Origin of the sequence: Pseudomonas rhizoryzae, assembly GCF_005250615.1 — a bacterium.
Classification (GTDB): domain Bacteria; phylum Pseudomonadota; class Gammaproteobacteria; order Pseudomonadales; family Pseudomonadaceae; genus Chryseomonas; species Chryseomonas rhizoryzae.
In genome coordinates this window covers 189814-203065 of record NZ_SULM01000001.1, presented here as the reverse complement: position 1 = coordinate 203065, position 13252 = coordinate 189814, and the positions used below count along the sequence as shown (strand labels likewise).

General features: G+C 65.6%; 9 protein-coding genes. All 9 read left to right on the top strand.

Features of this window, described 5'->3' with window-relative positions; all coding sequences use genetic code 11:
• Nucleotides 1-17 precede the first annotated feature (17 nt).
• The 9 genes from nuoM to cobA all read left to right on the top strand — a co-directional run bounded on the left by nuoM (nt 18) and on the right by cobA (nt 12705).
• Nucleotides 18-1550, top strand: a complete 1533-nt coding sequence (nuoM, locus tag FAZ11_RS00910) for an NADH-quinone oxidoreductase subunit M (protein WP_058764044.1) — start codon at nt 18-20, stop codon at nt 1548-1550.
• Nucleotides 1551-1557: 7 nt separating this feature from the next.
• Nucleotides 1558-3009 (top strand): NADH-quinone oxidoreductase subunit NuoN, encoded by a 1452-nt coding sequence (nuoN, locus tag FAZ11_RS00905; protein WP_058764046.1) that lies wholly within the window; start codon nt 1558-1560, stop codon nt 3007-3009.
• A gap of 150 nt (nt 3010-3159) precedes the next feature.
• Nucleotides 3160-5193, top strand: coding sequence for a M13 family metallopeptidase (locus FAZ11_RS00900; protein ID WP_240043597.1), 2034 nt, complete (start codon nt 3160-3162; stop codon nt 5191-5193).
• Nucleotides 5194-5266: 73 nt separating this feature from the next.
• The gene (locus FAZ11_RS00895; protein WP_058773373.1) at nt 5267-6937 is read left to right on the top strand and encodes a bifunctional protein-serine/threonine kinase/phosphatase; all 1671 of its coding nucleotides are present in this window, start codon (nt 5267-5269) and stop codon (nt 6935-6937) included.
• A 280-nt stretch (nt 6938-7217) separates the two neighbouring features.
• Nucleotides 7218-8462 carry a nitrate regulatory protein gene (locus tag FAZ11_RS00885; RefSeq protein ID WP_058774391.1) on the top strand — a complete coding sequence of 415 codons (1245 nt, stop codon included), beginning with the start codon at nt 7218-7220 and terminating at the stop codon, nt 8460-8462.
• Between the two features lie 238 nt (nt 8463-8700).
• Nucleotides 8701-10026 carry a CmpA/NrtA family ABC transporter substrate-binding protein gene (locus FAZ11_RS00880; RefSeq protein ID WP_058774390.1) on the top strand — a complete coding sequence of 442 codons (1326 nt, stop codon included), beginning with the start codon at nt 8701-8703 and terminating at the stop codon, nt 10024-10026.
• A gap of 29 nt (nt 10027-10055) precedes the next feature.
• Nucleotides 10056-10901 (top strand): nitrate ABC transporter permease, encoded by an 846-nt coding sequence (gene ntrB, locus FAZ11_RS00875; RefSeq protein WP_058774389.1) that lies wholly within the window; start codon nt 10056-10058, stop codon nt 10899-10901.
• A gap of 11 nt (nt 10902-10912) precedes the next feature.
• Nucleotides 10913-11713: an ABC transporter ATP-binding protein gene (locus FAZ11_RS00870; protein ID WP_058764056.1), complete on the top strand. Its 801-nt coding sequence runs from the start codon at nt 10913-10915 to the stop codon at nt 11711-11713.
• A gap of 239 nt (nt 11714-11952) precedes the next feature.
• Nucleotides 11953-12705, top strand: a complete 753-nt coding sequence (gene cobA, locus FAZ11_RS00865) for a uroporphyrinogen-III C-methyltransferase (RefSeq protein ID WP_058774388.1) — start codon at nt 11953-11955, stop codon at nt 12703-12705.
• The last annotated feature ends 547 nt before the right edge of the window (nt 12706-13252 follow it).

The window sequence follows — 13252 nt, the reverse complement described above, 5'->3', positions numbered from 1 at the left end:
AAGGATAAGTACACGTCATGCTTCTGCCCTGGCTAATCCTGATCCCCTTCATCGGCGGCCTGCTCTGCTTCCTCACGGAAAAGACCGGCCCGCTGGTGCCCCGCTGGATCGCCCTGTTCACCATGCTGCTGGAGCTGGTACTCGGCCTGTGGCTGTGGGCCCACGGCGACTACAGCCTGGCGCCGGCCCCCGGTGCCGAAACCGCCTGGACCGCGGAATTCCAGATGAACTGGATTCCGCGCTTCGGCATCAGCCTGCACTTCGGCCTCGATGGCCTGTCGCTGCTGATGATCCTGCTCACCGGCCTGCTCGGTGTGCTGGCGGTGACCTGTTCCTGGCGCGAGGTGCAGCGCCACGTCGGTTTCTTCCACCTCAACCTGCTGTGGATCATCGGCGGCGTGGTGGGGGTGTTCCTGGCGCTGGACCTGTTCCTGTTCTTCTTCTTCTGGGAAATGATGCTGGTGCCGATGTACTTCCTGATCGCGCTGTGGGGCCATAGCTCCGCGGACGGCAAGAAGAGCCGCATCACCGCTGCCACCAAGTTCTTCATCTTCACCCAGGCCAGCGGCCTGATCATGCTGGTGGCCATCATCGCCCTGGTGCTGGTGAACTACGGTGCCACCGGCGTCCTGACCTTCGACTACGAAGACCTGCTGCAACTGCAACTGGACCCCCGCCTGGAATACCTGCTGATGCTGGGCTTCTTCATCGCCTTCGCGGTGAAGCTGCCGGTGGTGCCGGTGCATTCCTGGCTACCGGACGCCCACGCCCAGGCGCCGACCGCCGGTTCCGTCGACCTCGCCGGCATCCTGCTCAAGACCGCCGCCTACGGCCTCTTGCGCTTCGCCATCCCGCTGTTCCCCAACGCCTCGGCGGAGTTCGCCCCGATCGCCATGTGGCTGGGCATCATCGGCATCTTCTACGGCGCCATCCTGTCGTTCGCCCAGACCGACATCAAGCGCCTGGTGGCCTACTCCAGCGTCTCGCACATGGGCTTCGTGCTGATCGGCATCTACTCCGGCAGCCCCCAGGCGCTGCAGGGCGTGGTGGTACAGATGATCGCCCACGGTCTCTCCGCCGCCGGCCTGTTCATCCTCTGTGGTCAGCTCTACGAACGCCTGCACACCCGTGACATGCGCGAGATGGGCGGTCTCTGGGCGCGGATGCCCTATCTGCCGGCGCTGAGCCTGTTCTTCGCCTCGGCCTCCCTGGGCCTGCCGGGTACCGGCAACTTCGTCGGCGAATTCCTGATCCTGCTGGGTGCCTTCCCGGTGGTGCCGATGATCGTGGTCATCGCCACTTTCGGCCTGGTGTTCGCTTCGGTCTACTCGCTGATCATGATCCACCGCGCCTACTTCGGCCCGGCCAAGGCCGAAGGCGCGCTGAGGGGCCTGAACGCCCGGGAGATGTCGATGCTGCTGTTGCTCGGCGTGCTACTGGTGCTGCTGGGTGTCTATCCGCAGCCGGTGCTGGATACCTCGGCCGCGAGCATGGCCGGTGTGCAGCAGTGGCTCGGCGAAGCCTTCTCCTCCCTCGTTTCCGCCCGGTAAGAGCGCCATGACCTTTACCTACGAACACCTCATCGCCCTCCTGCCGATCCTCATCACCGGCCTCACCGCCGTAGTGGTGATGCTGGGCATCGCCTGGCGGCGGGATCACACCATCATCCCGACCCTGGGCGTGATCGGTCTCAACCTGGCCCTGCTGTCCTGCATTCCAGCCCTGGGCGTCGGCGCCATCGACGTCACCCCGCTGCTGCGCATCGACGGCTTCACCTGCTTCTACATGGCGCTGATCCTGATCGCCACCCTGGCCTGCATGACCCTGTCGCACGCCTACATGGAAGGCTATCCGGGCAACCGTGAAGAGCTGTACCTGCTGCTGCTGATCTCCGCCACCGGCGGCATGGTGCTGGTGGCGGCGCAAAGCGTCGCCGGCCTGTTCATCGGTCTGGAACTGCTCTCGGTGCCGGTCTACGGCCTGGTGGCCTACAGCTACTTCAACCGCCGCTCCCTGGAAGCCGGCATGAAGTACCTGGTGCTGTCCGCCGCCGGTTCGGCCATCCTGCTGTTCGGCATGGCGCTGCTCTACGCCCAATCCGGCAGCCTGAGCTTCGCCGACATCGGCATGCAGATGGATGCCCCGGCCAGCGCCGGCCTGCTGATGGAAGTCGGCCTCGGCATGCTGATCGTCGGTCTCGGCTTCAAGCTTTCGCTGGTGCCCTTCCATCTCTGGACGCCGGACGTCTACGAAGGCTCCCCGGCGCCAGTCGGTGCCTTCCTGGCCACCGCCAGCAAGGTCGCCGTGTTCGCCGTGCTGATGCGGGTATTCCAGACCATGCCCCTGGCCACCCAGGACGGCTGGCTGCACGACACCATCGCCTTCATCGCCATCGCCTCCATGCTGGTGGGTAACCTGCTGGCCCTGATGCAGAACAACCTCAAGCGTCTGCTGGGTTATTCCTCCATCTCCCACTTCGGCTACCTGCTGGTGGCGGTGGCCTCGGGCGAAGGGCTGTCGATGGAAGCCACGGCGGTCTACCTGGTGACCTATGTCTTCACTAGCCTGGGTGCCTTCGGCGTGATCACCCTGATGTCCAGCCCGAGCAACGGCCAGCGCGATGCCGATGCCCTGTTCGAGTACCGCGGCCTGTTCTGGCACCGTCCGTACCTGACCGCGGCGCTGACGGTGATGATGCTGTCGCTGGCCGGTATTCCGCTCACCGCGGGCTTCATCGGCAAGTTCTATGTCATCACCGTGGGCGTGGAAGCGGGCATGTGGTGGCAGACCGCAGCCATCGTGCTGGGTAGTGCCATCGGCCTGTTCTACTACCTGCGCGTCATGGTCACCCTGTATCTGACCCGGCAGGGCCTGCAGCGCCACGATGCGCCGATGAACTGGGGCCAGCGCGCCGGTGGCGTGATGCTGATCGCCATTTCCATCGCCACCTTCATCCTCGGCGTCTATCCGCAGCCCCTGCTGCAACTGGCGCAGCTGACGGTGTTCTGATCCCTGGCGTCGCTCGCGATCCCCGCTTCGGCGGGGATCGTCGTTTCTGGGGTCCACGCAAGACCCGCCTTGGCAGGGTCGCACCCTGACCGCTACCCTCGACGCCCTACCCCGCTTCTCTCTGTACCTTTCTGGAGACCCTTTTCTCCCATGCCTGCGTTGAAACCCCTTGCTCTCGCCATCGGCCTGCTATTCGGCGGCCAGGCACTCGCTGCCCCAGTGTTCGACGTCAACGAACTGGGTGATCCCGCCACTGCCTGTACCGACCTCGATACCTTCGTCAATGCCAAGTGGGTGGCCGCCAATCCCATCCCGCCGGACAAGTCGCGCTGGGGTTCCTTCATGGCCCTGGGCGAGAAGTCACTCAACGACCAGCACGCCCTCCTGCAGCGGGCCGCCCGCGAAGCGGATCGCGCGCCGGCCGGCTCGGTCGAGCAGAAGATCGGCTGGCTGTATCGCTCGGGGATGGACGAGGCCGCCATCGAGCGCGCCGGCTATCGACCGATCCAGCCGCAACTGGCCGCCATCGCCGGGTTGCGCACCACCGCCGACGTGGTGAAGTACCTGCAACAGAGCTTCGCCCGCGGCGACATGCAGGTGTTTTCCTTCGGTTCCGGCGCCGACTACCAGAATGCCAAGCAGCAGATCGCCTATGCCTATCAGGGCGGCCTGGGTCTGCCGATGCCCGATTACTACACCGAGGCCGACTACGCCACGCTGCGCCAGGCCTATCTCAAGCATGTCGCCCGGCTGCTGACCCTCACCGGAGTACCCAAGGCCCAGGCCGCCGTCCAGGCCGAACTGGTGCTGGCCTTCGAAAGTCGCCTCGCCCGTGCCTCGGTCAAGCCGGTGGACCTGCGCAACCCGGAGAACCAGTACCACTACCTGAGCTTCGCCGAGGCGAACAAGGTGACGCCGCATTTCGACTGGCAAGCCTTCTTCGCCAGTCAGGGCGTCCACGGCCAGCCCGGTTTTTCGCTGTCCCAGCCCGGCTTCTTCGCCGAATTTGACCGGATGCTGGCCGATACGCCCATCGAGCAGTGGCAGGCCTATCTGCGCGCCCATGTGATCGACGATGCCGCGCCCTGGCTATCTAAGCCCTTCCAACAGGAAAGCTTCGACTTCAACCAGAAGACCCTAAGTGGCCAGCAGCAACAAAGCGAACGCTGGAAGCGGGTACTGCGGGCGGTCAATGGCGCCATGGGCGAAGGCCTCGGCCAGCTCTATGTGCAGGAGCATTTCTCGCCCCAGGCCAAGGCCCGCGCCCAGCAGTTGGTAGACAACGTGATGCTGGCGCTCAGGACACGCATCGAGCAGCTCGACTGGATGAGCCCCGAGACCAAGCAGAAGGCGCTGGCCAAGTGGGACAGCTTCCTGCCCAAGATCGGCTATCCGGAGCGCTGGCGTGACTGGAGCGGCCTGACCCTCCAGCCCCAGGGGTTCTACGCCAACCTGGAAGCCGCCTCGCGCTTCAACTATCGCCATGACCTGGACAAGATCGGCAAGCCCACCGACCGCCAGGAATGGGGCATGCTGCCGCAGACGGTGAATGCCTACTACAGCTCCACCGACAACACCATCAACTTCCCGGCCGCCATCCTGCAGCCACCGTTCTTCTACCCGGACGGCGACGACGCCATCAACTACGGCGGCATCGGCGCGGTGATCGGACACGAGGCCAGCCATGGCTTCGACGACCAGGGCAGTAAGTTCGACGGTGCCGGCAACCAGGTGGACTGGTGGACACCCGCCGATCGGCAGGCCTTCGAGGCCCGGACCGGCAAGCTGGTGGAGCAATTCGATAACTACCATCCGCTGCCGGATCACCCGGAGCTGCACGTCAACGGCAAGCTGACCCTGGGCGAGAACATCGGCGACCTCGGTGGCATCAACGCCGCCTACGACGCCCTGCAACTGGCGCTGGCCAAGCAGCCGGAAGAGGCCCGCAGCGAAATCGATGGCTATACCCAGGAGCAGCGCTTCTTCCTCAACTGGGCGCGGGTCTGGCGTGGCTCAATCCGCGAAGCGCAGGCACGCCTGTTCCTCAACACCGATCCCCATGCGCCCATGAGATTCCGCGCCATCGGCGCACCGTCCAACATGCCGTCCTTCGCCCAGGCGTTCAGTTGCAAGCCCGGCGATGCCATGGTCCGGCCGGACGCCAAGCGCGTGGAGATCTGGTGATGGAGGCGGGGCGCAATGACGATGGGTATCGCTTTTGCATCGCCTTGCGTCCCCTCTCTCCGGCGCCTCGCCCATGCCCCTAGAACTCGCCACTGCCGAAGCCACCGTGACCGGTCCGCGCAAGGAAAACCAGGATGCCTTGCGCAGCGTCCAGCCCAGCGCGGCGTTGGCGGCGACCAAGGGGCACCTGTTCGCCCTGGCCGATGGCGTCAGCGGCTGCCCGGATGGCGGATTGGCCGCCCGTGCCACCCTCCAGGCCCTGGCGCTGGATTACTACGCCACGCCGGAGACCTGGCCGGTGGCCCAGGCGCTGGAACGGCTGCTGCTGGCGCAGAATCGCTGGTTACAGGCCGCCGGCAACGGCCAACCCCTACTGACCACCCTGACCGCCCTGGTGATCCGCGGGCGCCGCTACACCCTGGCCCATGTCGGCGATTGCCGCGCCTATCGCTGGCACGGCGGGCGACTGACCTGCCTCACCGTCGACCACGTCTGGCAGCAGGCCGGCATGCAGCATGTGCTGACCCGTGCGCTGGGTCTGGAAAGCCATCTGGTGGTGGATTTTCGCGAAGGCGAACTGGACGCCGGCGAGACCCTGCTGCTGGTGAGCGATGGCGTCTGGGCGGCGTTGGGCGAAGACAGCATGAGGCGCATCCTCGCCGATGCCGGAGCGGACCTGGCGGCGACCGCCCAGGCACTGGTGGCCGGCGCCCTGCATGCCGGTGGCCAGGACAACGCCAGTGCCCTGCTGGTGCGGGTCGACCAGCTCCCCGATGTCTCCCTGGCCGATACCCTCGCCAGCGCCGATACCTGGCCCGCCCTGCCGGCCCTGCGGCCCGGACAGCAATTCGAAGGCTGGACGGTGCTCGAACGCCTGGCCGAATCGCGCCAATCGCTGCTCTACCGGGTAGAGGACGAGAGTAGTCGCCATTGGCTGCTCAAGACCCTGCCAGCGGCCTTGCAACACGACACCCTCGCCGGCCATGCGCTGCTGATGGAGGAATGGTTCCTGCGCCGCGTGGCCGGGCGCGCCTTCGTCGAGGTGCATCCGCTACCACGCCGCGCGCATCTTTATTTCGTCCAACGGGAATATCCCGGGCGCACCCTGGCGCAACAGCTGCACAGCGATGGGCCGCTGGCGCTGGCGGAGTGGCTGGACGTCGCTTCCCGCCTCTTGCGCGCCCTGGGCCAGTTGCATCGCCGCAACATCCTGCACCGCGACATCAAGCCGGATAACCTGCACCGCGGCACGGATGGCGAATTGCGCCTGCTCGACTTCGGCCTGGCCTATTGCCCGCAACTGTCCCAGGACCTGCAGGATGCACCCGGCACCCCCAGCTATCGGGCTCCCGAGTCCTTCGATGGCGCTGCTCCGAGTCCGGCCCAGGATCTCTATGCCGCTGGCGTGACGCTCTACGAATTGCTCACCGGCAGCTATCCCTACGGCGAGGTCGAACCCTTCCAGCGACCGCGCTTCGGCCCCCCTGCCAGTGTGCTGCGCCGGCGCCCCGATGTGCCGACCTGGCTGGAGGACTGGTTGCAGCGCGCCGTGGCAGTCAATCCGGAAGAGCGCTTCGAGACCGCCGAGGAGGCGCTGCTGCTGCTCGAACAGGGCGAACGCCAACCCGCCGCGCGCGCCCTGCCGCTGTTGCAACGCAATCCCCTGCGCACCTGGCAGACCGTGGCGGCCCTATCCCTCGCCGGCAACCTGGCGATCATCCTGTTCTGGCTCTATCGGCACTAGGTTCTGTACGAAAAATCGCCGAGCGACGGTCAGGCGAGGCGAAAAGCGCTGAGGAAGCGGAGTTTACGAGTGGTAAATGAGCATTCCGAAGCGTTTTTCAACGAAGCATCACCGAGCGCAGGCATTTTTCGTACAGAACCTAATACTGATCCCGCGCCAGAGACCAATGAGGCCAGGAGGCTTGGCCGACGCTCAGGAGAGTGTGAGCAGACGTTGGGGCGCAAAAGGTCTGGAGCAGCTTTTGCAGGCCACTGGCCAGCGCCCCGTTCGAGTCCCCGCCATGTCCGATCGCCAGATGCCCCCTGCCCTGCGCTTCATGCTGGCGGCCCGTCGCTGCGAATTGCAGCAGCTGGAAGGCCTCGCCCTCACCTGCGAGCTGGTGGAAGGCGCCAGTGCCCTGGTGCATGACCTGCAGCGTGAGCGCGGCTTCAGCAATATCCTGCTGGGCACCGGCAACGATCGTTACCGCACCGCCCTGGAGCAGCACTCCACCACCGCCCGCGGCAGCGAGGCCCGGCTGCGCGACTGGCTGGAGGCGCTCGACGCCAGCGTCGCCCAGGATCGGCCCCGGCTGCTCAACCGTATCGCCTGCGTCCTGCACCTGCTCGATGGCCTACCGAGTCTGAGACGCGCCATCGTCGAACGGCGGGTGGCGATGCAGGCGGCCACCACTGCCTTCTCGCACCTGATCGCGGGCCTGCTGACGGTCATCTTCGAGGCCGCCGACACGGCCAGTGACCCCGGCCTGACCCGCGCCCTGGTAGCACTGTTCAACTTCATGCAGGGCAAGGAGTTGGCCGGACAAGCGCGGGCGACCGGAGTGGTCGGCTTCACCCAAGGCCACTTCGACGCCAGCCTGCTCGCCCGGCTCGATGACCTGGACAGCGGCCAGTCCCGCTGTTTCGAAGGCTTCCTCGACCACGCCGATGCCGAGGCGCTGCAGCGCTGGGACGAGGTGCAGCGCTGCCCGTCCCGCCTGCAGATCGAGCGACTGCGCGAGGTCGCCCGGCGGACCTCGGCCAACGCCCATGTGGAGCCGGCGCTCGCCGAGCTCTGGTTCGAACTCAACACCCGCCGCCTGGATGCCATGCAGACGGTGGCCCAGCATCTGGTGGCGGAATTGCGGACGCGTTGCGCGGCGAGCATAGGCACCGCCCAGGCCGATCTGGACAGTCACCGCAAGTTGTCGCGACGACTCGCCGAGCTGGAACGCGATCCGGGCCAGCCGCTGCTGTTCAGTCTGGCGGCCCAGCCGGTCGGCGAGACCCGACCAGGCGAACCTGCCCCCGGAATTCTCGACCTGCTCCATGCCCAGACGCGGCGGCTGCATGAGGTCGAGGCGGAATTGCAGGAGACCCGCCAATCCCTGGCCGAGCGCAAGTTACTGGAGCGCGCCAAGCAACGCCTCATGCAGCAACTGGCGCTGCCCGAGGCCGAAGCCCACCAGCATCTGCAGCAGCTGGCGATGCACAGTGGCGTACCGCTGCCAGAGGTGGTACGGCAGGTATTGGCACAACCGCGCTAGTACACCCGCCGTGCGCCCGGACGGCGCACACCGAGCGGAATTCGCCCCGCGGCTGTGCGCCAACTAGCCTCGTAACGGCGACAAAGAGGCTATTTCAGGCTTGGCACGGTCCCTGCAAAAGTCCTAACGAGCGATTTTTCGCTCCCACAGAACACCCCGGACGACGGCGTCCACCCTCGCAGCCACGGCTGCCGAGTGTGGACGCCGTTTTTTTATGCCCGAGAAAAAGGATAGGACGATGGACGACAGCTCCCGTAACGATGACCAGGCCGGTCGTGGACTCCCCCGCCGCAGTTTCCTCAAGCAGTCGCTTGGCGTGCTCGGTGCCGGTGCCGCCCTCGGTCTGCTGCCGCCCGGACTCAGGTCCGCCGCCTGGGCGGCCGGCAGCGACGCCGTGGAAACCACCAAGGCCAAGCTCGGTTTCATCGCCCTCACCGATGCCGCGCCGCTGTTCGTCGCCGACGAGCTGGGGCTGTTCGCCAAGTACGGCATGACCGAGGTGGAGGTGCTCAAGCAGTCCTCCTGGGGCACCACCCGCGACAACCTGGTCCTGGGCTCGGCCGCCAACGGCATCGATGGCGCCCATATCCTCACGCCCATGGTCTATCACCTGGCCTCCGGCAAGATCACCCCCAACGGCCAGCCGCTGCCCATGGCGCTGCTGGCCCGGCTGAACGTCGACGGCCAGGGCATCTCCCTGTCCAACGAGTACAAGGACCAGAAGATCGGCCTCGATGCCAGCGGCTTCAAGAGCGCCCTGGCCGCCCGCCAGGCCGCCGGCAAGAAGACCTCGGCCGCCATGACCTTCCCCGGCGGCACCCACGATCTGTGGATTCGCTACTGGCTGGCGGCCAACGGCATCAACCCGAACCAGGACACCACCACCCTGGTGGTGCCGCCGGCGCAGATGGTGGCCAACATGAAGGTGGGCAACATGGACGCCTTCTGCGTGGGCGAGCCCTGGAACGCCCAACTGGTCAAGCAGAACATCGGCTACAGCGCCCTGACCACCGGCGAGCTCTGGGCCAATCATCCGGAGAAGGCCCTGGCCCTGCGCGGCGACTATGTCCAGGCCAACCCCAAGGCCACCGTGGCGTTGCTCAAGGCGGTGCTGGAAGCCCAGCAATACTGCGACGCGGCGGCCAACAAGGCCAAGGTGGCCGAGATCTGCGCCAAGCGCCGCTGGATCGGCGCACCCGCCGAAGACGTGGTCGGCCGCCTGCAGGGCACCTTCGACTATGGCAATGGCCGGGTGGTGCAGAACAGTCCGCACCTGATGAAGTTCTGGAGCGAGCACGCCTCCTTCCCCTACCAGAGCCATGACCTCTGGTTCATCACCGAGAACCAGCGCTGGGGCTACCTGCCCGGCGACCTCGATGCCCAGGGCCTGATCGCCCAGGTGAACCGCGCCGACCTCTGGCGCGAAGCGGCGGCGGCCATCGGCGTACCGGCTGGCGACATCCCCACCGGCAACTCGCGCGGCCGGGAAACCTTTTTCGACGGCAAGGTGTTCGACCCCGCCGATCCCAAGGCCTATCTCGCCAGCCTGACGCTCAAGGCCTGACGCCCACCATCCTGACAGGAGTGCCGCCCATGAATGCCCACACCCAGCCGCCCAAGGCCCTCGCGACCTTTCGCCCGCAGACTCGGCTGCGTCGTCTCACCCAGCAGGTGCTGCGCAACGGCCTGCCGCCACTGGTAGTGGGCGCCCTGCTGCTGATCGTCTGGCAGTTGCTGTGCAGCCGCCCCGGCGCGGCCCTGCCGCCGCCGAGCCAGGTGGTCAGCGACACCTGGGAGCTGATCACCCAACCCTTCTATGACAATGGCGGCAACGACGTGGGCATGGCCTGGCAGCTGCTCGCCAGCCTCGAACGGGTCGCCTACGGCTATCTGCTGGCCGCGGTGGTGGGCATCGCCCTGGGGGTACTGGTCGGCCAATCGGCCTGGGCCATGCGCGGTCTCGATCCGCTGTTCCAGATCCTGCGTACCGTACCGCCGCTGGCCTGGCTGCCGCTGTCCCTGGCCGGCTTCAAGGACAGCCACCCCTCGGCGCTGTTCGTCATCTTCATCACGGCGATCTGGCCGATCATCATCAATACCTCGGTAGGCATCCGCAACATCCCCGAGGACTACCGCAACGTGGCGCGGGTGCTGCGCCTGAACGGCTGGGAATACTTCCATAAGATCATGCTGCCGGCGGCGGCGCCCTACATCTTCTCCGGCCTGCGCATCGGCGTCGGCCTGTCGTGGCTGGCCATCATCGCCGCCGAGATGCTGATCGGCGGCGTCGGCATCGGCTTCTTCATCTGGGATGCCTGGAACGCCTCGCGCATCAGCGACATCATCCTGGCGCTGGTCTACGTCGGCGTCATCGGCTTCCTGCTCGACCGGTTAGTGGCCCTCATCGGCCGGCTGGTCACCCGCGGCACCGCGAACTAGAGGACTCCCCCATGGCCAAGCCCTACCTGAGCATCGAGCACGTCGACAAGAGTTTCACCCGCAATGGCATGACCTCCACGGTGCTGCGCGACGTCAATCTCAAGATCGAACGCGGCGAATACATCTCCATCATCGGCCACTCCGGCTGCGGCAAGTCGACGGTGCTCAACATTGTCGCTGGCTTGATCGAGCCCACCTCCGGTTCGATCCTGCTGGAGAATCGCGAGGTCCGCGGTCCCGGCCCGGAGCGCAGCCTGGTGTTCCAGAACCACTCGCTGCTGCCCTGGCTGACCGTCTACGAGAACGTCGCCCTGGCCGTGGACAAGGTGTTCAAGCACACCAAGAACAAGGCCGAACGCCACGCCTGGACGCTGCACAACCTGGACATGGTCAACATGAGCCATGCCCTGCACAAAAGGCCCAGCGAGATCTCCGGCGGCATGAAGCAGCGCGTCGGCATCGCCCGTGCCCTGGCCATGGAGCCCAAGGTGCTGCTCCTGGACGAGCCTTTCGGCGCCCTGGACGCCCTCACCCGGGCGCACCTGCAGGATGAGGTGATGCGTATCCAGAGCGAATTGCACAACACGGTGATGATGATCACCCACGATGTGGACGAGGCGGTGCTGCTCTCGGATCGGATCGTCATGATGACCAACGGCCCGGCCGCCACCATCGGCGAGATCCTCACCATCGACCTGCCGCGCCCGCGCGATCGCATCACCCTGGTGGACGACCCCCGCTACAACTTCTACCGCCATGCGGTGCTGAGCTTCCTCTACGAAAAGCACGGCCATCCAGGCGCCGTGGCCTGAGTCGCCGCCCTCTTTTGAGGCATCCCGCTTTGAAAGAGGGCAGTCTTTCCCCGCTACCGGCCTGCAAACCCCAGCAAATCGGGGCTTGAACACCTGGCATGAAGACTGCAAATCCTCAAACAACATAGGTCTTTCTTCAACGGCGAGGAAAGACGCTTCAGGACAAAGGCGTCCCAGCTGCTTGCAGCGGGACGCCTTTTTTTGCGTTAGCGTTTCTTCCAACACGAGAGGTAGCTCGGATGAGCGGAAAAGTCTGGTTGATCGGTGCCGGCCCTGGCGATCCCGAGCTGCTCACCCTCAAGGCGGTGCGCGCCCTGGGCGAGGCCGAGGTGGTGATGATCGACGATCTGGTCAACCCGGCCGTGCTCGAGCACTGCCCGGGCGCCCGGGTGATCCGCGTCGGCAAGAGAGGCGGCTGTCGCTCCACGCCCCAGGCCTTCATCCATCGGCTGATGCTGCGCTATGCCCGCCAGGGTCGCTGCGTGGCCCGGCTCAAGGGCGGCGATCCCTGCATCTTCGGCCGGGCCGGCGAAGAAGCCGAGTGGCTGGCCGCCCGTGGCGTGCAGAGCGAGATCGTCAACGGCATCACCGCCGGCCTGGCCGGTGCCACCGCCTGCGGCATCTCCCTCACCCTGAGAGGCGTCGCCCGCGGCGTGACCCTGGTCACCGCCCACACCCAGGACGACAGCGCCCCCAACTGGTCCGCCCTGGCAGCCACCGGGACCACTCTGGTGGTGTACATGGGCGTGGCCCGTCTGAGCGAGATCCAGCAAGGCCTGCTGGACGGCGGCCTGCCGACGAGCACCCCGGTAGCCATGATCGAGAACGCCTCTCTGCCGACCCAACGCGAAGGGCGCTCGACCCTGCTGGACCTGCAGGTGGACGCCGCCCTCTTCCAGCTGAAAAGCCCGGCGATCCTGGTGATCGGCGAGGTGGTCGGCCAGGCGGCCCTGCAACAGGCGCTGAGTTTCGCCGATCAGGCCAGCGCCTGAGTGATGACCTAGGACCAAAAGAATCACCTCCCTGGCTCAGCGCTCCGACGCGGACAACTCGGCACCCCGCTCGTCCAGTCGCTAAAGGCGGTGCTCAACGAACCGCCTCTCCAGCTTGCTTAGCCTGACTCTGGCGCAGCATGCCTCATAGCCCTCGTGCTGCCCCCGCACCTCTCCAAGCTTTTTAGCGGTAATCACCGTCTGGATCAGCCAGACGGTCGTTACGCCTTGCCTTTATCCGTATACGGCCGAAGACCGATCAAATTCTGACGCCATAGGGTCGACTTTTTTTACCAGCTTATTTGTAAAAAGTTATTTCTAAAGGCCTTAAAAAAGTGATGGAATTCACAAATCATAAAGTGGCCTTTTGATATCAATCTGGTCAGGCCTTCGTACTCCATCTGGTCAGGAAGATCATGAACACCAGTGCTTCGAACTTGGATTGTGCAGGCTTGAAGCCAGACACCGCTTTCTTGTCCGAGCTTCCCATGTGGCTTGGACAGGCTGTCGTGCACCGTGTCTACCCGCTGCCTGTAAACCACCGCAA

What these genes read in the sequence shown, in the direction of transcription:
- nuoM (WP_058764044.1), top strand. Translation starts at nt 18, where the DNA reads ATGCTTCTGCCCTGGCTAATCCTGATCCCCTTCATCGGCGGCCTGCTC.
- nuoN (WP_058764046.1), top strand. Translation starts at nt 1,558, where the DNA reads ATGACCTTTACCTACGAACACCTCATCGCCCTCCTGCCGATCCTCATC.
- FAZ11_RS00900 (WP_240043597.1), top strand. Translation starts at nt 3,160, where the DNA reads ATGCCTGCGTTGAAACCCCTTGCTCTCGCCATCGGCCTGCTATTCGGC.
- FAZ11_RS00895 (WP_058773373.1), top strand. Translation starts at nt 5,267, where the DNA reads ATGCCCCTAGAACTCGCCACTGCCGAAGCCACCGTGACCGGTCCGCGC.
- FAZ11_RS00885 (WP_058774391.1), top strand. Translation starts at nt 7,218, where the DNA reads ATGTCCGATCGCCAGATGCCCCCTGCCCTGCGCTTCATGCTGGCGGCC.
- FAZ11_RS00880 (WP_058774390.1), top strand. Translation starts at nt 8,701, where the DNA reads ATGGACGACAGCTCCCGTAACGATGACCAGGCCGGTCGTGGACTCCCC.
- ntrB (WP_058774389.1), top strand. Translation starts at nt 10,056, where the DNA reads ATGAATGCCCACACCCAGCCGCCCAAGGCCCTCGCGACCTTTCGCCCG.
- FAZ11_RS00870 (WP_058764056.1), top strand. Translation starts at nt 10,913, where the DNA reads ATGGCCAAGCCCTACCTGAGCATCGAGCACGTCGACAAGAGTTTCACC.
- cobA (WP_058774388.1), top strand. Translation starts at nt 11,953, where the DNA reads ATGAGCGGAAAAGTCTGGTTGATCGGTGCCGGCCCTGGCGATCCCGAG.